We start from the raw sequence: 19,863 nt of genomic DNA, 5'->3' as shown, positions 1-19,863 counted from the left end.
ATGCCCAAGCGCGAGGACATCAAGAGCGTCATGGTGATCGGCAGCGGGCCGATCATCATCGGCCAGGCCTGCGAGTTCGACTACTCCGGGACCCAGGCGTGCCGGGTGCTCAAGGAGGAGGGGATCCGGGTCATCCTGGTCAACTCCAACCCGGCGACGATCATGACCGACCCGGAGTTCGCCGACGCGACCTACGTCGAGCCGATCACCCCGGAGTTCGTGGAGAAGGTCATCGCCAAGGAGCGCCCCGACGCGCTGCTGGCGACCCTGGGCGGGCAGACCGCCCTCAACGCCGCGATGGCGCTCGACAAGGCGGGCGTGCTGGAGCGCTACGACGTCGAGCTGATCGGCGCCTCGATCGAGGCGATCGACCGCGGCGAGAACCGCCAGGTCTTCAAGAAGATCGTCGAGGAGCTGGGCGGGGAGTGCTCCCGCTCGGTCATCTGCCACACCATGGACGACTGCCTCGGCGCGGCCGACGAGCTCGGCTACCCGATGGTGGTGCGCCCCAGCTTCACCATGGGCGGCACCGGCTCCGGCATGGCCTACGACGAGACCGACCTGCGCCGCATCGCCGGCGCCGGCCTGGCCGCCAGCCCCACCACCGAGGTGCTCCTGGAGGAGTCGATCCTCGGCTGGAAGGAGTACGAGCTCGAGGTCATGCGCGACACCGCCGACAACGTGGTGATCGTCTGCTCGATCGAGAACGTCGACCCGATGGGCGTGCACACCGGCGACTCGATCACGGTCGCGCCCGCGATGACGCTGACCGACCGCGAGTACCAGGCGATGCGCGACCTCGCGATCGGCATCATCCGCTCGGTCGGCGTCGACACCGGTGGCTGCAACATCCAGTACGCCGTCAACCCGGCCGACGGCCGGCTGATCGTGATCGAGATGAACCCCCGCGTCTCGCGCTCCAGTGCCCTGGCGTCGAAGGCGACCGGCTTCCCGATCGCCAAGATCGCGGCCAAGGTCGCGATCGGCTACACCCTCGACGAGATCTCCAACGACATCACCAAGGAGACGCCGGCGAGCTTCGAGCCGACGCTCGACTACGTGGTGGTGAAGGTGCCGCGCTTCGCCTTCGAGAAGTTTCCCGGCGCCGACCCGACGCTGACCACGCACATGAAGTCGGTGGGCGAGGCGATGGCGATCGGCCGCAACTTCACCGAGGCCCTGCAGAAGGCGCTGCGGTCGCTGGAGAGCCCCGACGCGGTCTTCGACTGGCACCAGGAGTGGGTCGACCTCGACAAGGAGGCGCTGCTCCAGGAGATCGAGACGCCCCACGACGGCCGGCTCAAGAAGGTCATGGACGCCCTGCGTGCCGGGGCCACGCCGCAGGAGGTCTTCGACCACACCAAGATCGACCCGTGGTTCGTCGACCAGCTCCTGCTGATCAACGAGATCGCGGAGGAGGTGACCCGGGCGGCCGAGCTCACGCCGTCCCTGCTGCGGCGCGCCAAGCGCCACGGCTTCTCCGACGCCCAGATCGGCAAGATCCGCGGCATGACGCCGGACGTCGTGCGGGGGGTCCGCCACGCGCTGGGGATCCGCCCGGTCTACAAGACCGTCGACACCTGCGCGGCGGAGTTCGCGGCGACCACGCCGTACCACTACTCCTCCTACGACGAGGAGACCGAGGTGGCGCCGCGCGAGCGGCCGGCCGTGATCATCCTCGGGTCCGGGCCCAACCGCATCGGCCAGGGCATCGAGTTCGACTACTCCTGCGTCCACGCCAGCCTGGCGCTCAGCGAGGCCGGCTACGAGACCGTCATGGTCAACTGCAACCCCGAGACGGTGTCCACCGACTACGACACCTCCGACCGGCTGTACTTCGAGCCGCTCACGCTCGAGGACGTGCTGGAGATCGTGCACGCCGAGACGATCGCCGGGCCGGTGGCCGGGGTCATCTGCCAGCTCGGCGGGCAGACGCCGCTCGGGCTGGCCCAGGGGCTGGAGGACAACGGCGTGCGCGTCGTCGGCACCTCTCCCGCGGCCATCCACCTGGCCGAGGAGCGCGGAGCGTTCGGCGAGGTGCTGCGCACCGCCGGCCTCCCGGCCCCCAAGTACGGCATGGCCACCAGCTTCGTCGACGCCCACCGCATCGCTGCCGAGATCGGCTACCCGGTCATGGTGCGCCCCTCCTACGTGCTGGGCGGGCGCGGCATGGAGATCGTCTACGACGACGACGCGCTCGAGGGCTACATCGGGCGGGCCACCGACATCAGCTCGGCCCACCCGGTGCTGGTCGACCGGTTCATCGACGACGCGGTCGAGATCGACGTGGACGCCCTCTACGACGGCCAGGAGCTGTTCCTCGGCGGCGTCATGGAGCACATCGAGGAGGCCGGCATCCACTCGGGCGACTCCTCCTGCGCGCTCCCGCCCATCACCCTCGGCGCGGCCGAGATCCTGCGCATCCGGCACGCCACCGAGGCGATCGCCGCGGGCGTGGGCGTCCGCGGGCTGCTCAACATCCAGTTCGCGCTGGGCTCCGACGTGCTCTACGTGCTCGAGGCCAACCCTCGCGCCAGCCGCACGGTGCCGTTCGTCTCCAAGGCCACCGCGACGCCGCTGGCCAAGGCGGCGGCGCGCGTGATGATGGGGGAGACGGTGGCCGAGCTGCGCGCCGCCGGCGTCCTGCCGGCGACCGGTGACGGCGGCACGCTGCCCGCCGACCAGCCGATCGCGGTCAAGGAGGCGGTGATGCCGTTCAACCGGTTCCGCACCCCCGACGGCGCCCAGGTCGACACCATGCTCGGCCCGGAGATGAAGTCCACCGGCGAGGTCATGGGCTTCGACGCGGACTTCGGCACCGCGTTCGCCAAGGCCCAGGCGGCGGCGTTCGGATCGCTGCCGACGTCCGGCAAGGTCTTCGTCAGCATGGCCAACCGCGACAAGCGCCACATGATCTTCCCGATCAAGGTGCTCTCCGACCACGGCTTCGAGATCCTCGCGACCCAGGGCACGGCCGAGGTGCTGCGCCGCAACGGCGTCCAGACGACCGTCGTGCGCAAGCACTTCGAGGGCACGGGGCCCGACGGTGAGAAGACCACGGTGCAGCTGATCCTCGACGGCGAGATCCAGCTGGTCATCAACACGCCCAACGGGTCGGGCAGCGGGAGCTCCGCGCGCGTGGACGGCTACGAGATCCGCACCGCCGCCGTGATGGCCAACATCCCGTGCATCACCACCGTGCAGGGGCTCGGCGCGGCGGTGCAGGGCATCGAGGCGCTCGAGCGCGGCGACATCGGGGTCCGCTCGCTGCAGGACTGGGCCCGCCGCGCGTGATCTACGACAAGGTCTTCGAGCACGCCCTCACGCGGGTCGACCCCGAGCGGGCCCACCACCTCGGCTTCCGGGCGATCCGCGCCGCGCGCCCCGTGCTCGGGAGGGTCGCGCGCCCGGGCCGGCCGGTGCCGGCGATGGGGCTGAGCTTCCCGAACGTGCTGGGCCTGGCCGCCGGCTTCGACAAGAACGCCGTCGGCATCGACGCCCTCGCGGCGCTGGGCTTCGGCCACGTCGAGGTCGGCACCGTCACCGGTGAGGCGCAGCCGGGCAACCCCCGCCCGCGGATGTTCCGGCTGCCGGAGGACCGCGCGGTCGTCAACCGGATGGGCTTCAACAACGACGGGGCCGAGGCGGTCGCCCGCCGGCTCGCCGCGCGGGCCGGCCGCGCCGGCTCCCAGCGCCCCGGACGTCCGGTGCTCGGGGTCAACATCGGCAAGACCAAGGTGGTCCCCGAGGACGACCAGGCGGCCGTGGCGGCCGACTACGAGAAGAGCGCGCGGCTGCTCACGCCGTACGCCGACTACCTGGTGGTCAACGTCAGCAGCCCCAACACGCCCGGCCTGCGCAGCCTGCAGTCGGTGGAGAGGCTCCAGCCCCTCCTCGAGCACGTGCGCCGCACGGCCGACGCGGCCGCGGGGGAGCGGCGGGTGCCGCTGCTGGTGAAGATCGCCCCCGACCTGGCCGACGAGGACGTGCTGGCGGTGGCCGACATGGCGCTGGCCATCGGGCTGGACGGCATCCTCGCCACCAACACCACGATCTCCCGTGAGGGGCTGGCCAGCCCCGACGCGACGGTGGCCGGGGTCGGTGCCGGCGGGCTGTCGGGGCGGCCGCTGACGCAGCGCTCGCTCGAGGTCCTGCGGCTGCTGAAGGGCCGCGTCGGTGACGGCCTCACGCTGATCGGCGTCGGTGGCATCAGCACCGTCGACGACGCCCGCGCCCGCCTCGACGCCGGCGCCGACCTGCTGCAGGCCTACACCGGATTCGTCTACGGAGGCCCGGCGTGGCCGCGTCGCATCGTCCAGGGAGCACACGCATGAGCCAGTACGGCGACTACCAGAACGAGCTCTACCTCGCCGCGCTCGGCAGCGTGCTGCCGCAGCACCCGTTCACCTACGCCGAGCTCGAGCGCGGCGCGCTGGAGGTGCTGCCGCCCGAGCTGCGCAGCTACGTCGCCGGCGGCAGCGGCGGCGAAGCCACTCAGCGCGGCAACGCCGAGGCCTTCGGCCGGTGGGCGCTGGTGCCGCGGATGCTGCGCGGCACCGCCGAGCGCGACCTGTCCGTCGAGCTGTTCGGGAAGCGGCTGGACACCCCGCTGATGATGGCGCCGGTCGGCGTCGTGGGCCTGTGCACGCCCGACGGCCACGGCGACATCGCGACGGCGCAGGTGGCCGCGCAGACCGGCGTGCCGATGATCGCCTCGACGCTGATGAACGACCCGCTCGAGGAGGTCGCGCCGCACTCCGGGGACACCCCGGCGTGGTTCCAGCTCTACACCCCCAAGAGCCGCGAGCTGGCCGCGAGCCTGGTCAGCCGCGCCGAGGCCGCCGGCTACGACGCGATCGTGGTCACCCTCGACACCTGGGTGCCCGGGTGGCGCCCGCGCGACCTGGCCAGCGGCAACTTCCCGCAGCTGCGCGGCAAGGTGCTGGCCAACTACACCTCGGACCCGGTCTTCCAGGAGATGACCGGTCCGGACCCCGACCAAGGCACCGTGGTGCTGACGTGGGTGAGCACGTTCGGCCAGCCGCTGTCGTGGGGCGACCTGCCCTGGCTGCGCTCCCTCACGAAGCTGCCGATCGTCCTGAAGGGGATCTGCCACCCCGACGACGCCCGCCGCGCCCTCGACGAGGGGATGGACGGCATCTACTGCTCCAACCACGGCGGTCGCCAGGCCGACGGGGGCGGCTCCGCCCTGGGCTGGCTCCCGGGGGTGGTCGACGCGGTCGACGGCCGGGCACCGGTGGTCTTCGACTCGGGGGTGCGCACCGGCGCCGACGTCGTCAAGGCCGTGGCCATGGGCGCCACGGCGGTCGCCGTCGGCCGCCCCTACGTCTACGGGCTGGCGCTCGGGGGGATCCCCGGCGCCGTCCACGTGCTGCGGTCGCTGCAGGCCGAGGCCGACCTCGTCATGGCCGTCGACGGCTACCCGACCATCGCGGACCTCACCCGCGACGCCCTCGTCCCCCTGGAGACCCGATGACCTTCGGCGCCCGCCTGCACGCCGCGACGGCCGACCGCGGCCCCTTCTGCGTCGGGATCGACCCGCACGCCGCCCTCCTGCGGGAGTGGGGACTCCCCGACGACGTCAACGGGCTGGAGCGGTTCGCGCTGGGCGCCGTGGAGGCCGTCGCCCCGGTGTGCTCGGTGGTGAAGCCGCAGTCGGCGTTCTACGAGCGCTTCGGCAGCCGCGGCGTCGCGGTGCTGGAGCGGGTCATCGCCGAGTCGCGGGCCGCCGGCGCGCTGGTGCTGCTCGACGTCAAGCGCGGCGACATCGGCTCGACGTCCCAGGCCTACGCCAACGCCTACCTCGACCCGGCCTCCCCGCTCGCGGCCGACGCGATCACCGCCAGCCCCTACCTGGGCTTCGGCTCGATCGCCCCCATGATCGACACCGCCCGACGCCACGACGCCGGCGTCTTCGTGCTCGCCCTGACCTCCAACCCGGAGGGTCCCGAGGTCCAGGGCGCCCGCACCCCGGCCGGCGGGACGGTGGGCGCGCTGATGATCGAGCACCTCCGCCGCCTCAACGACGGCGCCGAGCCGCTGGGCTCCTTCGGCGCCGTCGTGGGGGCCACGATCGGCGAGAGCGACGTCGACTTCTCCTTCAACGGTCCGGTGCTGGCGCCCGGCTACGGCGCCCAGGGCGGGACCACCGCCGACATCCGCAGGATCTTCGGGGCCGCCGCGGGCCAGGTGCTGGCCAGCTCCTCGCGCGAGGTGCTGCGGCTCGGCCCGGACGGCACCTCGATGCGCGACGCCGTCCTCGCGGCCAACGACGAGCTGCGGGCGTGAGCCGGGCGCCGGCGGGCGCGGGGGCGGCCCTGCTGGCGCTCGCCCTCCCGCTCGTGCTGGGCGGCTGCGGGGACGACGACCCGTTCGCCGACTACTGCGCGGAGGTCCAGGAGCAGCAGCGGGACCTCACGGAGGCCTTCGCCGACCGGGGGCCGACGGCCCTCATCGACGCGCTGCCGAGCTTCCGGGCGCTGCAGCAGGAGGCGCCGCGTGACATCGCCGACGACTGGGACGTCCTGGTGACGCGCATCGACGCCCTCGTGGGGGCGCTCGAGGACGCCGACGTGGACCCGGCGACGTACGACGCGGCGAAGCCGCCCGCGGGCCTCAGCGAGCAGGAGAGCACGGCCATCGAGGCGGCGGCCGACGAGCTGGCGGGGCCCGGCGCCAGGTCCGCGCTCACGGCGGTGGACCAGCAGGCGCGCGACGTGTGCAAGACCCCGTTGTACCTGTGAGATCGGCATCACGTCCCAATCTAGAACCTGTTCTCACTCTGTGATTGCAGGGCCGTCGCGGATCTGACTAGATTGGCCCACAGTGGCGCGTGCTCCCGTTGCCCTGACAACCGAAGGACCCATCCTCGTGGCTCTGCCTCCCCTGACACCCGAACAACGCCAAGCAGCATTGGAGAAAGCCGCCGCCTCCCGACGCGAGCGGGCCGAGGTGAAGAACCGCCTCAAGAACTCCGGTGCCTCCATCACCGACGTGCTGCAGCAGGGCACGACCAACGAGGTCATCGGGAAGATGCGCGTGGTCGACCTCCTGCAGTCGATGCCCGGCCTCGGCAAGGTCCGCGCCCGCCAGACCATGGAGCGGCTCGGCATCGCCGAGAGCCGCCGGGTCCGCGGCCTCGGCACCAAGCAGGTCGCCGCGCTGGAGCGCGAGTTCGCTCCGGGGGAGTGACGCACCGGATACTGCTCCGGTGACCTCCGCTCCCACCCACACCCGCCTGGTCGTGCTCGCCGGGCCCACCGCCGTCGGCAAGGGCACGGTGGCCGCCGCGGTGCGCGAGCGGCACCCTGACGTGTGGATCTCGGTGTCCGCCACGACGCGGCGCCCGCGCCCCGGCGAGGTCGACGGCGTGCACTACTGGTTCGTCGACGACGCCCGGTTCGACGAGATGGTCGCCGACGGCGAGCTGCTCGAGTGGGCCGTGGTGCACAAGGCTGCTCGCTACGGCACGCCGCGCGCCCCCGTCGAGGCGGCCCTGGCGGCGGGACGGCCCTCCATGCTGGAGATCGACCTGCAGGGAGCGCGCCAGGTGCGCGAGACCATGCCGCAGGCGCTCTTCGTCTTCCTCAAGCCGCCGTCGTGGGACGAGCTGGTGCGTCGCCTGGTCGGGCGCGGCACCGAGACGGAGGAGGAGCGGGAGCGCCGCCTGGAGACCGCGCGCGCCGAGCTGGCCGCCGAACCGGAGTTCGACGTCACCATCGTCAACCACGAAGTTCACGAAGCGGCCGATGAGTTGGTATCCTGGATGGTGCTCGACTCCGAGCACTCCCATCCCCGTGACCAATTCCGGCCAACCGACTTGTGAGGCTTCACGCGTGTCTGCGCCCAACATCGACGCTCAGGGTGTCACCAACCCCTCGATCGACGACCTGCTCACCAAGACCGACAGCAAGTACAAGCTGGTCCTCTACAGCGCCAAGCGGGCGCGCCAGATCAACGCCTACTACTCCCAGCTGGGCGAGGGGCTGCTCGAGTACGTCGGCCCGCTCGTGGACACCCACGTCCAGGAGAAGCCGCTCTCGATCGCGCTTCGCGAGATCAACCAGGACCTGCTGACCTGCGAGGACGTCGACCCGGCCGAGCTCGCCGCCGAGGAGGCCGCTGCCAAGCAGGCCGCCATCGACGCCTCGTTCACCTCGAACGAGTAGTTCGCTGAGCATCTCCGACAGCCACGTGGCCGTGCCCCCGACGGGGGCACGGCCCCGTGTCGTTCTGGGGGTCGCGGGCGGCATCGCGGCCTACAAGGCGTGTGAGCTGCTGCGCCGCCTCACCGAGTCCGGCCACGACGTCACCGTCGTGCCCACCGCCAGCGCGCTGGAGTTCGTCGGCGCGCCCACCTGGGCCGCCCTGAGCGGCAAGCCCGTCACCACCTCGGTCTGGGACGACGTCCACGAGGTGCCGCACGTGCGGATCGGGCAGAGCGCCGACCTGGTGGTCGTCGCCCCCGCCACCGCCGACCTGCTGGCCAAGGCCGCGCACGGCCTGGCCGAGGACCTGCTCACCAACACCCTCCTCACGGCCCGGTGCCCGGTCGTCCTGGCCCCGGCCATGCACACCGAGATGTGGGAGCACCCCGCCACGCAGGCCAACGTCGCCACCCTGCGCGCGCGGGGCGTGCTGGTGATCGAGCCCGCGGAGGGCCGCCTGACCGGCAAGGACACCGGCAAGGGCCGGCTCCCCGAGCCCGCCGCGATCTTCGACGTCTGCGTCGACGTGCTCGCCGGCGCCCCGCACGACGGCCCGGCCCGCGAGCGCGACCTGACCGGACGCCAGGTCGTCGTCTCGGCCGGCGGCACCCGCGAGTACCTCGACCCGGTCCGGTTCCTGGGCAACCGCTCCTCGGGACTGCAGGGCTACGCGCTGGCCCGCGCCGCGCAGGCCCGCGGGGCGCAGGTCACCCTGGTCGCCGCGAACGTCGCGCTGCCCGATCCGGCCGGCGTCAAGGTGGTCCACGTCGAGACGACCGCCGAGCTCCGCACCGAGGTGCTCGCTGCGGCTGCGGCCGCCGACGCCGTGGTCATGGCCGCCGCGCCCGCCGACTTCCGTCCTGACGCGACGAGCGAGGCCAAGATCAAGAAGGCCGACGACGGCTCCGCCCCGAGCATCTCGCTCGTGCAGAACCCCGACATCCTCAAGGAGCTCTCGCACCACCGACCGCGCCCCGACGCGGTCATCGTGGGCTTCGCGGCCGAGACGGGCGACGCGACCGGCTCGGTGCGCGAGCTGGCCGCGGCCAAGCTGGCGCGCAAGGGCTGCGACCTGCTCGTGGTCAACGACGTCAGCGGGGGAGCGGTGTTCGGCAGCCCCGACAACGAGGGGGTCATCCTGGCCGCCGACGGCGAGGCGACCGACGTACCCCGGGGGTCGAAGACCGCCGTCGCGCACGCCATCTGGGACCAGGTCGTGCGTCGATTCGGCGGGTGAGACGCCGATCTTGCATGCTGGTCCCTCAATATGCTTGAGCCTGTCGAGTTTGCCTAGCGGGAGTGAGTTGCACTGTGGCTGGACGTCTTTTCACGTCGGAGTCCGTGACCGAGGGACACCCGGACAAGATCGCTGACCGCGTCAGCGACACCGTCCTGGACTACCTGATGGAGCACGACACGGACAAGGAGAACCTCCGCGTCGCCGTGGAGACCCTCCTGACCACCGGCCTGGTCGTCGTCGCGGGCGAGGTCCGCACCAACGCCTACGCCCCCGTGGCCGACCTGGTCCGCAACGCCATCCTCGACATCGGCTACGACTCCTCCGAGAAGGGCTTCGACGGCGCCTCGTGCGGCGTCCAGGTCGCCATCGGCGCCCAGTCCTCCGACATCGCCCAGGGCGTCGACCACGGCCACGAGTCGCGCGTCGGCTCCTCCGACGACGAGCTCGACCAGCGCGGCGCCGGCGACCAGGGCCTGATGTTCGGCTACGCCTGCGACGACACCGACGTCCTGATGCCGCTGCCGATCGTCATCGCGCAGCGCCTCGCCGAGAAGCTCACCGAGGTCCGCAAGAACGGCACGATGAGCAACCTGCGGCCCGACGGCAAGACCCAGGTGACGATCGAGTACGACGAGGCCGACCGCCCCGTGCGCATCGACACCGTCGTGCTCTCCACCCAGCACTCCGAGGAGACCGACCTCGCGAAGCTCGAGGCCGAGATCAAGCAGCACGTCATCGACCCGGTGCTGGCGACCTTCTCGCTGCCGTCGGAGGGCTACCGGCTGCTGGTCAACCCCACCGGCCGCTTCGTCGTCGGCGGTCCCATGGGCGACGCCGGCCTGACCGGTCGCAAGATCATCGTCGACACCTACGGCGGCATGGCCCGCCACGGCGGCGGCGCCTTCTCGGGCAAGGACCCGTCGAAGGTCGACCGCTCCGCCGCCTACGCCATGCGCTGGGTCGCCAAGAACGTCGTCGCCGCCGGGCTCGCCCGCCGCTGCGAGGTCCAGGTCGCCTACGCGATCGGCAAGGCCAAGCCGGTCGGCGTCTTCGTCCAGACCTTCGGCACCGGCATCGTGCCCGACGAGCAGATCCAGGCCGCCGTGCTCGAGGTCTTCGACCTGCGTCCGGCCGCGATCCTGCGTGACCTCGACCTGCTGCGCCCGATCTACGCCAAGACCTCGGCCTACGGCCACTTCGGCCGCGAGCTGCCGGAGTTCACCTGGGAGCGCACCGACCGCGCCGACGCGCTCAAGGCAGTGATCAACGCCTGAGCAACCCCGGTCCCACCGTTGACCCGTCAGACACTCTCTGACGGGTCGACGTCTTCCGGCCTGTGGCCGCCCACCCCTGGTGGTATGACCCGTTCGGGCCATGGGAACTGGTCACGGTTGCTGCCTAGGCTGACCCCCCATGGCCGCCCGGCCATACGTTGGACGGGAAACGGCGATGCGCGTGCGCAGCAGATGGTTCACAGGGGCACTGTCCGTGGCGGTACTGACCGGGGGTCAGCTCGCGGTCGCGACCAGCGGCAGCGGGGCCGACCCCGGCGATCGTGGCCGGTCGGCCGTCGAGCGGCTCCGTGCCGACGCGGTGGACGCCGTCACGCTGGTCGGACGTCCCGGAGCGGTGAGCTTCGTGGGCACGCCCGCCGGTGGGGGGATCGACAACCCGCGCGTCGGCGGCGGTACGACGGTCGCCGCGGCGGCCCGGGAGCACCTGGACCGCTACGGCAGTGCCCTCGGCGCCGACCGGGCTGGCACGCACCTCGCCCCGACCTCGCAGGTCCGCACGGCCACGGGCCAGGACGCGGTGCGCTACCGCCAGGAGGTCGGCGGGCTGCCCGTGCTCGGCGGCGAGGTCGTCGTCAGCCTGCGACCCGGCGGCGACCTGGCCTCGATGCTGTCCACCATGAGCACCAGCACGGGCGTCCCGGAGGCCCGCGTCGGTGAGGCCACGGCGGCGGACGCCGCGCTGGCGGCGGCCCAGGGCTCGTCGCGGCGCGGGGGCCTTCAGGTTGCCGGCAAGGGGCGCTGGCTGTTCGATGCCGCGCTCCTGGGTGCCCGCACCGAGCACGGCGCCCGCGGGGTGTGGCGCTTCGAGGTCGGCAACGGGGCCGACGTACGGCGCCTGGTGCTGGTCGACGACCTCACCGGCGCCGTCGTCATGGACGTCGACCAGGTCGCGCACGCGCTGGACCGGATCGTCTGCGACAACAACAACGTCCAGCGAGCCGACGCCGTGCCCTGCACCGCGCCGATCCGCAGCGAGGGTGAGGCCGCCGTCGGGCTCACCGACGCCAACCTGGCCTTCGACTACAGCGGCGACGTCTCGGAGATGTACGCCGACCTGGGGATCGACCTCACCGCACTGGTCGGCAAGGACGTCTCCGGGGTGAAGAAGCTCGCGAGCACCGTCCGCTGGTGCTTCACCGGCTCCGGCGGCTGCGACCCGTATGCCGACGCCTTCTGGAACGGCACCGAGATGTACTACGGCGCGGGATACGCCAGCGCGGACGACGTCGTCGGCCACGAGATCACGCACGGCGTGATCCAGCGCAACGCCGACCTCCTCTACTGGGGCCAGTCGGGCGCGATCAACGAGTCGCTCGCGGACATCATGGGCGAGATCATGGACCACCGGAACGGCGCCGGCACGGATGCCGCCGGCAACTGGCAGCTCGGCGAGGACCTGCCGCCCGCCGTCGGTGCCCTCCGCGACCTGAAGAACCCGCCGGCCTTCCAGCAGCCCGACAAGATGACGAGCGGGCTGTACACCAGCGACATCGCCGACGAGTACTACCGCGACCGGGGCGGGGTCCACACCAACAGCGGGGTCGGCAACAAGACGGCCTACCTCATCTCCCAGGGCGGCACCTTCAACGGCCAGACCGTCACCGGCATCGACGGCGCGGACGCCGGCCTGACCAAGACCGCCCGGCTCTACCTCGCCGCGATCCAGGGACTGACCTCCGGCAGCGACTACGCCGACCTGGCCCGGGTGCTCGACCAGAGCTGCCAGGACCTGGTCGGCACCCACGGCTTCACCGCGACCGACTGCGCCGAGGTCCACCAGGCGGGGGTCGCGACCGAGCTGACCACGACCCCGCCCAAGGCGCCGCAGCGGGCCGACGCGTCCGTGGCGTGCCCGGCGGGCAACGTACGACGGGTGCTCTTCTCGAGCGAGACCGGGACGCCGACGGACAAGCTCGTCCCCAGCACCCAGGACGGCACCTGGTCCCGCGCCCCCGGTGACTACCCCGGCAACGCCACCTCGGGCAAGGACTCGTGGTTCGCCTTCGACTCCCCGTCGATCCGCACGTCCAGCCTCGTCACCGCGGCCCCGGTCGTGCTGCCGGCGGGGAAGAAGAGCTATCTGAGCTTCAACGGCTGGTACGTCCAGGACTGGTTCGACGGCGCCTACCAGGACGGGGGGACCGTCGAGGTCGACGACCTGGGGACGCCGGCCGAGCCGCTGGACGCGGCCGCGATGCCCTGGGTGAACGGGCCCAACCGGACGCTGAGCCAGTTCCAGGCCGTGCCGCAGCCGCACGCCGGGAAGAAGGCGTTCGGCGGGGACAGCTTCGGCTGGGTCCGCAGCCGGCTCGACCTGAGCAGCCTGGCGGGCCGCTCGGTCAAGCCGCAGTTCACCCAGCGCAGCGACGGTCAGTACGCCGTGTACGGCTGGTACCTCGACGACATCGAGGTCTACACCTGCGAGCCCGGCACCCTGGTGGCGCCGGCGCCGACCATCCGCGGGGTCGCGAAGGTCCGCAAGGTGCTCACCGCCGTCCCCGGCACCTGGCGACCCGCTGGCGTGCTGCTCACCTACCAGTGGTTCCGCGGAGCCAAGGCGATCCCGGGTGCCCGGGGGAGGACCTACAAGGTCAAGCCGGCCGACCGGGGCAAGAAGCTCAAGGTCCGCGTGACCGGCACCAAGACCGGCCACACCACCAAGGTCGTGCTCTCCCGACCCACGAAGAAGGTCCGCAGGTAGGAGCCCAGCGCCGCGCGACCACCGGCGGGGCCGGAGCGTCGACGGACGCTGGTAGAACTCTGGGCATGACCGCGCCCGAGGAGCAGCCCGAGCTGCTCCCCGGCATGGTGCGCGCCACGGTCAAGGCGTCGCAGGCCAAGGCGCGGGCGACGAGGGCGCGGACGGCGGCCGCGGCTGCGCTCGCCGAGGTCGACCCGGTGGCACGGGTGCTGGTGGACGTGCCGCTGGCCCACCTGGACCGCCCCTTCGACTACGCCGTGCCGGCCACGATGGACGCGGGCGTGCGGCCCGGGGTGCGGGTGAAGGTGCGGTTCGCGGGGCAGGACCTCGACGGGCTCGTCGTCGAGCGGGGCGCCACGTCCGACCATCCCGGCGTGCTGGCCCCCCTGCGCCGGCTGGTGAGCGCCGAACCGGTCCTCTCGCCGGCGGTCGCCGCGCTGGCCGACGACCTGGCCGAGCGCTACGCCGGGTCGCGCTCCGACGTCCTGCGCCTGGCCGTCCCGCCCCGCCACGCGACCGCCGAGAAGGAGCCGTCGCCGCCGGCCCCGCCGCTCGGCGAGCTGGCGCCGGCGCCGGAGGGCTGGTCCGACCACCCGCTGGCGGCCGCCTACCTCCGCCACCTGCGCGAGGGCGCCTCCCCGCGCGCCGTGTGGGGCGCCGTGCCCGGCGCCGACTGGCCGGCCCTGCTCGCCCACGCCGCCGCCGAGACCTACGCCGGCGGCCGCGGCGTCCTGCTGTGCGTCCCCGACGGCAAGGACGTCGCCCGCCTCGAGCGTGCGCTGGTCGACCGGCTGGGGGAGGGACACCATGTCGCGCTGACGGCGGGGCGGGGCCCGGCGGCGCGCTACCGCGAGTTCCTGGCGGTCAGCCGCGGTGCGCGCAGGATCGTCGTCGGCACCCGCGCGGCGGCGTTCGCCCCTGTGCACGACCTAGGCCTGGTCGTGCTCTGGGACGACGGCGACGACCTCCACAGCGAGCCGCGCGCGCCCTACCCCCACGTGCGCGAGACGCTGCTCCTGCGGGCCGAGCGCGAGGGGACGGCGGTGCTGCTGGGGGGATTCGCGCGCAGTGTCGAGGCGGCCTACCTCACCCGCACCGGCTGGGCCCACGAGCTGGCCCCGGACCGTACGGCGCTGCGTCGCGCGGTCACCGTGGGGGTCACCGGCGCCACGGAGTGGGAGCTCGACCGCGACCCGCACGCACGCACGAGCCGGATGCCGCGCCAGGTTCACGACTCGGTGGGCCGGGCCCTCGAGCGCGGTCCGGTCCTGGTCCAGACCCCGCGCCTGGGCTACGTCACCTCGCTGGCCTGCGAGCGCTGCCGCGAGCCGGCCCGGTGCGACGTCTGCCAGGGCCCCCTGGCGCTCGGCGGGCCCACCTCGCCCCCGGCGTGTCGCTGGTGCGGCACCGCCGACGAGGCCTGGGCCTGCCACGTGTGCGGCCACCGGGGGCTGCGCGCGCCGGTCCTCGGCGACGCCCGCACCGCCGAGGAGCTGGGGCGCGCCTTCCCGGGCGTCCGGGTGCTGACCTCGTCGGGGGAGCGGGTGCTCGCCGACGTCGACGACGAGCCCGCGATCGTCGTGGCCACGCCGGGCGCCGAGCCGGTCGCTCGAGGGGGCTACGCCGCGGTGGTGCTGCTCGACACCTGGCTGCTGCTCGGCCGCACCGACCTGCGCACCGACGAGGAGGCGCTGCGGCGGTGGTGCAACGCCGTCGGCCTGGTCCGCCCCGGTGGTGAGGCGGTCGTGGTGGGGGACCCCTCCCACCCGGCGATCCAGGCGCTGGTGCGCTGGGACCCGCCCGGCGTCGCCGGGCGGGAGTCCGCGCAGCGCCAGGAGGCGCACCTGCCGCCGGCGTCGCGGCTGGCCACCATCACCGGCGAGGCGGGTGCCGTCGACGACGCCGTGACCCTGCTCGCGGCGCCCGAGAGCGCGGAGGTGCTCGGGCCGGTGGACGTGGGTGACGACGAGTGCCGGGTCGTGGTGCGGGTCCCCCGGGCGCAGGGGTCCGCCCTCTCGGCGTCGCTGCGCGAGCTCCAACGCGTCCGCAGCGCCCGCAAGCTGGACGCCGTACGCATCCAGGTGGACCCCGTCAGTCTCTAGGCGTCCCCGCACCTCACTAGACTGGCGGTATGCCCATCCAGCCCATCCGGCTCTTCGGCGACCCCGTGCTGCGCAAGCCCGCGCTCGAGGTCGTCGACTTCGACAAGGAGCTGCGCCGGCTGGTCGAGGACCTCACCGAGACCATGCTCGACGCTCCCGGCGCCGGCCTCGCGGCCCCGCAGATCGGCGTCGGCCTGCGGGTCTTCACCTGGTACGTCGACGGCGAGCTCGGCCATCTCGTCAACCCGTCCCTGGACCTCTCGACCGAGCTGCAGGACGGCCCGGAGGGCTGCCTGTCGCTGCCGGAGCTCACCTACGACTGCACGCGCGCGCTCTCGGTCGTCGCCCGCGGGTTCAGCATGCACGGCGAGCCGGTCACCATCGAGGGCTCCGACCTGCTGGCCCGCGCCATCCAGCACGAGACCGACCACCTCGACGGCGTGCTGTTCATCGACCGCCTCGACTCCGAGGCGCGCAAGGCGGCCATGCGGGAGATCCGCGAGTCGGAGTGGTTCGGCCTCGAGCGGCCGACGGTCAAGGTCAGCCCGCACGCCACCCGCGGGCTCGGCATCTGATGCGCCTGGTCTTCGCGGGCACCCCCGAGGTGGCCCTGCCCTCGCTCGACGCGCTCGTCGAGTCCGACCACGAGCTGGTCGGCGTCGTCACCCGCCCCGACGCCCCCGCCGGGCGGGGGCGTCGCCTGGTGGCGAGCCCGGTCGCGCAGCGCGCCGAGGAGCTCGGGCTGCCGGTGCTCAAGCCCGACCACCCGCGCGACCCCGACTTCCAGGCCGCCCTGCGCGCGCTGGAGCCCGACTGCTGCCCGGTCGTGGCCTACGGCGCGCTGCTGCCGCAGTCGGCCCTGGACATCGCGCCGCAGGGGTGGGTCAACCTGCACTTCTCGTGCCTGCCGGCGTGGCGGGGCGCGGCCCCCGTCCAGCACGCCATCTGGGCGGGCGACGAGGTCACCGGCGCCACGACGTTCCGCATCGTCAAGGCCATGGACGCCGGCCCGACGTTCGGCGTGATGACCGAGCGGATCCGCAGCAACGACACCGCCGGCGACCTGCTCGCCCGGCTGGCCGAGGGCGGCGCCGGTCTGCTGGTGGCGACCCTCGACGGCCTGGCCGACGGCTCGATCGTCGCGCGCGAGCAGGAGGAGGACGGCGTCTCGTTCGCGCCCAAGATCACCGTCGAGGACGCGCGCGTCGACTGGTCCGTCCCGGGGCACCTCCTCGAGCGGCAGATCCGCGCGTGCACCCCCGCGCCCGGCGCCTGGTCGCTGCACGAGGGCCAGCGGATCAAGATCGGTCCGGTCCTCGTGGTCGACGAGCAGCTGCCGCCCGGTGAGCTCGAGGTCCGCAAGAGCCACGTCCTCGTCGGCACCGGCACCCATGCCGTCGTGCTGGGTCCGGTGCAGCCGTTCGGCAAGAAGCAGATGGCCGCCGCCGACTGGGCGCGCGGGGCACGCCTGGAGTCCGGCACCCGGCTCGGCGACGACGGCGGCGTACCCGCATGAGCCGCCCGGCCACCCCCGACGACGTCGACGAGATCTGCCGCAGCCTGCCCGAGGTGGAGCTCGGCACGTCCTGGGGTGACCGCCCGACGTACCAGGTGCCGGCCGGCGACAAGGGCAAGGGCTTCCTGCTCTTCCGGGCCCCGCACGCGAGCGCGGTCGACCCGGAGACCGGCGAGCCCTACGACGACCTGCTCGTGATCACGACCCCCGGCACGGCCCAGAAGGAGGCGCTGGTCGCCGATCCCGACCTGCCGTTCTTCACCATCGACCACTTCAGGAGCACCGACGCCGTCCTGGTCCGGCAGTCCCGCCTGGGGGAGATGTCGCGCGACGAGCTCGCCGAGGTCATCACCGAGGCGTGGGCCTGCAAGGCGCCGAAGGCGCTCGTGCGGAAGCACCTCGGGGATGCCTGAGGCCCGGGGGGCACGCCGCCCGCGCGCTGCCGCGCCGCGCCCCGAGGTCGACGCCTCCCGGCTGGCCGCCTACGAGGTCCTCAAGGCGGTGCGGGTCGACGGCGCCTACGCCAACCTGGTGCTGCCCGCCGTCATCCGCCACTACCGGCTGGACGCCCGCGACGCGGCGTTCGCGACCGAGCTCGCCTCCGGGACGCTGCGGCTGCGCGGCACCTACGACGCGGTCATCGCCGCGTGCGCCGACCGACCGTTGCGCAAGATCGAGGAGAAGGTCCTCGACGCGCTCCGCCTGGGCGCCCACCAGCTGCTGTCGATGCGGGTGCCCGACCACGCCGCGATCTCGACGTCGGTGACCCTCGTCCGCACCAAGGGCAGCTCGGGCGCGGGCAACTTCGCCAACGCCGTGCTGCGCCGCGTCTCCGAGCACGACCTGGACACCTGGATCGCGCGGGTGGCGCCGCCCAAGCCGCCGAGCCGCTACGCCGCCGTGGCGTTCAGCCACCCGGTGTGGATCGTCGACGAGCTGCGCAAGGCCGTGGGCGAGGCTGAGCTGCACGCGGTGCTGGCGGCCGACAACGTCGCGCCCAAGGTCACGCTGGTCGCGCGGCCCGGGCGCGCCACGGTCGCCGAGCTGCCCGGCACGCCGACCCCCTACTCGCCGTACGGGGTGGTGCTGGAGGGCGGAGACCCCGGCTCGGTCCCCGCGGTCTCGGAGGGGCGCGCCGGCGTCCAGGACGAGGGCTCCCAGCTGGTCGCGGCACTCATGGCCGCGGCGCCGCTCGAGGGCGCCGACCGCCGTTGGCTCGACCTCTGCGCCGGGCCCGGCGGCAAGTCCGCCCTCCTCGCCGGCCTGGCCGCCGAGCGCGGCGCGGGGCTCGTGGCGCTGGAGCGCCAGCACCACCGCTCGCGCCTGGTCGCGCGCAACCTCGAAGGCTCCGACGGCGTCGTGGGGGTGGTGACCGGCGACGGCACCGCGCCGCCGCTGCGGCCGGGGTCCTTCGACCGGGTCCTCGTGGACGCCCCCTGCACCGGGCTGGGCGCGCTGCGCCGCCGTCCCGAGGCTCGGTGGCGGCGCAAGCCCGACGACCTCTTCACCCTCGTGCTGCTCCAGCGCCAGCTGGTGTCGGCCGCGATCTCGGCCACGCGGCCCGGGGGACTGGTGCTCTACGCCACCTGCTCGCCGGTGCGCGCCGAGACCGGAGACGTGGTGACCTCGGTGCTGAGGCTGCACGACGACGTGAGGCTCGAGGACGCCCGGGCGCTGCTGCCCGACGTGCCGGACTGCGACGGCCCGCTGCCCGGGACGGTCCAGCTGTGGCCGCACCGCCACGGCACCGACGCGATGTTCATGGCGCTCCTCCGCAGGGTCTGAGCCCGTAGGGTCTGACCCATGGCCGCAGCCTCGTCCCCCTCCATCGAGATCGAGGTGGACGACCGGGTGATCCGGGTCAGCAACCCCGACCGCGTCTACTTCCCCGAGACCGGCGCCACCAAGGCCGACCTCGTCGACTACTACCTCGCGGTCGGCCCCGGGATCGTCAACGCCCTCTACGAGCGGCCGTGCATGCTGCACCGCTTCCCCAAGGGCCTGGCCGGCGACAAGGTCCACCAGAAGCGGCTGCCGCAGGGCGCGCCGCCCTGGGTGGAGACAGTCCGGCTGCACTTCCCCCGCTGGAACCGCACCGCCGACGAGCTCTGCGTCACCGAGCTGGGCAGCGTGATCTGGGCGGTGCAGATGTCCACGGTGGAGTTCCACCCGTGGAACAGCCGCCGCGAGGACCCCGAGAGCCCCGACGAGTGGCGCATCGACCTCGACCCCGGCCCGCTCTCGGACTTCGCGCAGGTCCAGCGCGTCGCTCACGTGGCTCACGAGGTCCTCGACGAGCTCGGGGCGGTGGGCTACCCCAAGACCAGTGGGGGGTCGGGCATGCACGTCTACGTGCGGATCCGCCCCGACCACGGCCACAAGGCGGTGCGCCGCGCCGCGCTGGCGTTCGCCCGCGAGGTCGAGCGCCGCGCCCCCGACGACGTCACGACCACCTGGTGGCGCAAGGACCGCGACCCCCACCAGCTCTTCGTCGACTACAACCAGAACGCCCGCGACCACACCATCGCGGCGGCCTACTCGGTGCGCGGCCTGCCCGATGCCCGGGTCTCGGCGCCGGTCAGCTGGGACGAGGTCGACGACTGCGACCCGCGCGACTTCACCATCGTCACGATGCCGCCCCGGTTCGCCGAGCTGGGCGACCTGCACGGGGGCATCGACGGCGACGTCTTCGACATCGCGCCGCTCCTGGAGTGGGCCGACCGCGACGAGCGCGACGGCCAGGAGACGCCGGAGGAGCCGGGCGCGGAGTGACCCGCGGCC

General features: G+C 73.2%; 17 protein-coding genes. All 17 read left to right on the top strand.

The genetic code is table 11. From position 1 onward, the window contains the following. The 17 genes from carB to ligD all read left to right on the top strand — a co-directional run bounded on the left by carB (window position 1) and on the right by ligD (window position 19,854). The gene (carB, locus tag IRQ30_RS19145; RefSeq protein WP_193614547.1) at window positions 1–3,294 is read left to right on the top strand and encodes a carbamoyl-phosphate synthase large subunit; all 3,294 of its coding nucleotides are present in this window, start codon (window positions 1–3) and stop codon (window positions 3,292–3,294) included. Beyond that, window positions 3,291–4,334, top strand: a complete 1,044-nt coding sequence (locus IRQ30_RS19140) for a quinone-dependent dihydroorotate dehydrogenase (RefSeq protein ID WP_193614546.1) — start codon at window positions 3,291–3,293, stop codon at window positions 4,332–4,334. The genes carB and IRQ30_RS19140 overlap by 4 nt, the downstream gene beginning before the upstream one ends. Next, entirely contained in the window at window positions 4,331–5,497 is a 1,167-nt protein-coding gene (locus tag IRQ30_RS19135; protein WP_193614545.1) for an alpha-hydroxy-acid oxidizing protein, read from the top strand. The genes IRQ30_RS19140 and IRQ30_RS19135 overlap by 4 nt, the downstream gene beginning before the upstream one ends. Beyond that, window positions 5,494–6,309 (top strand): orotidine-5'-phosphate decarboxylase, encoded by an 816-nt coding sequence (gene pyrF, locus IRQ30_RS19130; protein WP_193614544.1) that lies wholly within the window; start codon window positions 5,494–5,496, stop codon window positions 6,307–6,309. The genes IRQ30_RS19135 and pyrF overlap by 4 nt, the downstream gene beginning before the upstream one ends. Then, window positions 6,306–6,764, top strand: coding sequence for a hypothetical protein (locus IRQ30_RS19125; protein ID WP_193614543.1), 459 nt, complete (start codon window positions 6,306–6,308; stop codon window positions 6,762–6,764). The genes pyrF and IRQ30_RS19125 overlap by 4 nt, the downstream gene beginning before the upstream one ends. An 82-nt stretch (window positions 6,765–6,846) precedes the next feature. Further along, window positions 6,847–7,212, top strand: a complete 366-nt coding sequence (gene mihF, locus IRQ30_RS19120) for an integration host factor, actinobacterial type (RefSeq protein WP_476703679.1) — start codon at window positions 6,847–6,849, stop codon at window positions 7,210–7,212. A 19-nt stretch (window positions 7,213–7,231) separates the two neighbouring features. Further along, entirely contained in the window at window positions 7,232–7,846 is a 615-nt protein-coding gene (gene gmk, locus IRQ30_RS19115) for a guanylate kinase (protein WP_193614542.1), read from the top strand. 10 nt (window positions 7,847–7,856) lie between these two features. Next, a complete protein-coding gene (gene rpoZ / locus IRQ30_RS19110) occupies window positions 7,857–8,189 on the top strand; it encodes a DNA-directed RNA polymerase subunit omega (RefSeq protein ID WP_091025928.1) in 333 nt (110 codons plus the stop codon). A 31-nt stretch (window positions 8,190–8,220) separates the two neighbouring features. Beyond that, a complete protein-coding gene (gene coaBC / locus IRQ30_RS19105) occupies window positions 8,221–9,465 on the top strand; it encodes a bifunctional phosphopantothenoylcysteine decarboxylase/phosphopantothenate--cysteine ligase CoaBC (RefSeq protein ID WP_193614540.1) in 1,245 nt (414 codons plus the stop codon). A gap of 74 nt (window positions 9,466–9,539) precedes the next feature. Next, window positions 9,540–10,742: a methionine adenosyltransferase gene (gene metK / locus IRQ30_RS19100; RefSeq protein ID WP_193614539.1), complete on the top strand. Its 1,203-nt coding sequence runs from the start codon at window positions 9,540–9,542 to the stop codon at window positions 10,740–10,742. A 214-nt stretch (window positions 10,743–10,956) separates the two neighbouring features. Next, window positions 10,957–13,464: a M4 family metallopeptidase gene (locus IRQ30_RS19095; RefSeq protein ID WP_193614538.1), complete on the top strand. Its 2,508-nt coding sequence runs from the start codon at window positions 10,957–10,959 to the stop codon at window positions 13,462–13,464. Between the two features lie 65 nt (window positions 13,465–13,529). After that, on the top strand, window positions 13,530–15,566 hold the full coding sequence (locus tag IRQ30_RS19090; RefSeq protein ID WP_193614537.1) for a primosomal protein N': 2,037 nt from the start codon (window positions 13,530–13,532) through the stop codon (window positions 15,564–15,566). A gap of 29 nt (window positions 15,567–15,595) precedes the next feature. After that, the gene (def, locus tag IRQ30_RS19085) at window positions 15,596–16,141 is read left to right on the top strand and encodes a peptide deformylase (RefSeq protein WP_193614536.1); all 546 of its coding nucleotides are present in this window, start codon (window positions 15,596–15,598) and stop codon (window positions 16,139–16,141) included. Next, window positions 16,141–17,082, top strand: coding sequence for a methionyl-tRNA formyltransferase (gene fmt / locus IRQ30_RS19080; protein WP_193614535.1), 942 nt, complete (start codon window positions 16,141–16,143; stop codon window positions 17,080–17,082). Before def ends, fmt begins: the two co-directional genes overlap by 1 nt. Beyond that, complete coding sequence (locus tag IRQ30_RS19075) at window positions 17,079–17,495, top strand: MmcQ/YjbR family DNA-binding protein (RefSeq protein ID WP_193614534.1); 417 nt, start codon at window positions 17,079–17,081, stop codon at window positions 17,493–17,495. The genes fmt and IRQ30_RS19075 overlap by 4 nt, the downstream gene beginning before the upstream one ends. Beyond that, window positions 17,488–18,867 carry an RsmB/NOP family class I SAM-dependent RNA methyltransferase gene (locus IRQ30_RS19070; protein WP_193614533.1) on the top strand — a complete coding sequence of 460 codons (1,380 nt, stop codon included), beginning with the start codon at window positions 17,488–17,490 and terminating at the stop codon, window positions 18,865–18,867. The genes IRQ30_RS19075 and IRQ30_RS19070 overlap by 8 nt, the downstream gene beginning before the upstream one ends. Before the next feature lie 18 nt (window positions 18,868–18,885). Then, window positions 18,886–19,854 (top strand): non-homologous end-joining DNA ligase, encoded by a 969-nt coding sequence (gene ligD, locus IRQ30_RS19065; RefSeq protein ID WP_193614532.1) that lies wholly within the window; start codon window positions 18,886–18,888, stop codon window positions 19,852–19,854. Window positions 19,855–19,863 lie beyond the last annotated feature (9 nt).

Origin of the sequence: Nocardioides lijunqiniae (assembly GCF_015024225.1) — a bacterium.
Lineage (GTDB): Bacteria > Actinomycetota > Actinomycetes > Propionibacteriales > Nocardioidaceae > Nocardioides > Nocardioides lijunqiniae.
This window is presented reverse-complemented; position numbering and strand designations above follow the sequence as displayed.